Origin of the sequence: Bacillus sp. GbtcB10, from assembly GCF_019091365.1 — a bacterium.
Classification (GTDB): Bacteria; Bacillota; Bacilli; order Bacillales; family Bacillaceae; genus Bacillus; species Bacillus altitudinis.
Genome location: NZ_JAGXJP010000083.1, coordinates 1 through 285, shown reverse-complemented (window position 1 = coordinate 285; position 285 = coordinate 1). Strand labels below are relative to the sequence as shown.

Below are 285 nucleotides of genomic sequence, written 5' to 3'. Positions count from 1 at the left end.
GTTACAACTTCAAGTCTCGCCTACCGATCCACCAATTACAGTAACCGTTACAAGTAACGAGAACATCGTCACCTTTGTTCCAGAAAATCCAGATGAAACACTTCCAAATTTAAATTGCTTCTTTGACGGTGAACGCTTCATTCGCATTACTCCTCGAAATATAAGAAATTACCTTTGGGCTTGGATTTGATGGCAGTAATTAAATAAAAAATAAAAAGCTTGTAATTTGGATGTTATCCAAACTACAAGCTTTTTTGACATGGTACCTCTAGTTACTTAATCTAT

The 285-nt window shown here is 35.4% G+C and carries 1 protein-coding gene; it reads left to right on the top strand.

Features of this window, described 5'->3' with window-relative positions; genetic code table 11:
• On the top strand, nt 1–190 hold a 190-nt coding region (locus KVT11_RS19720), incomplete at its 5' end, for a hypothetical protein (protein WP_254636532.1).
• Nucleotides 191–285: the final 95 nt, after the last annotated feature.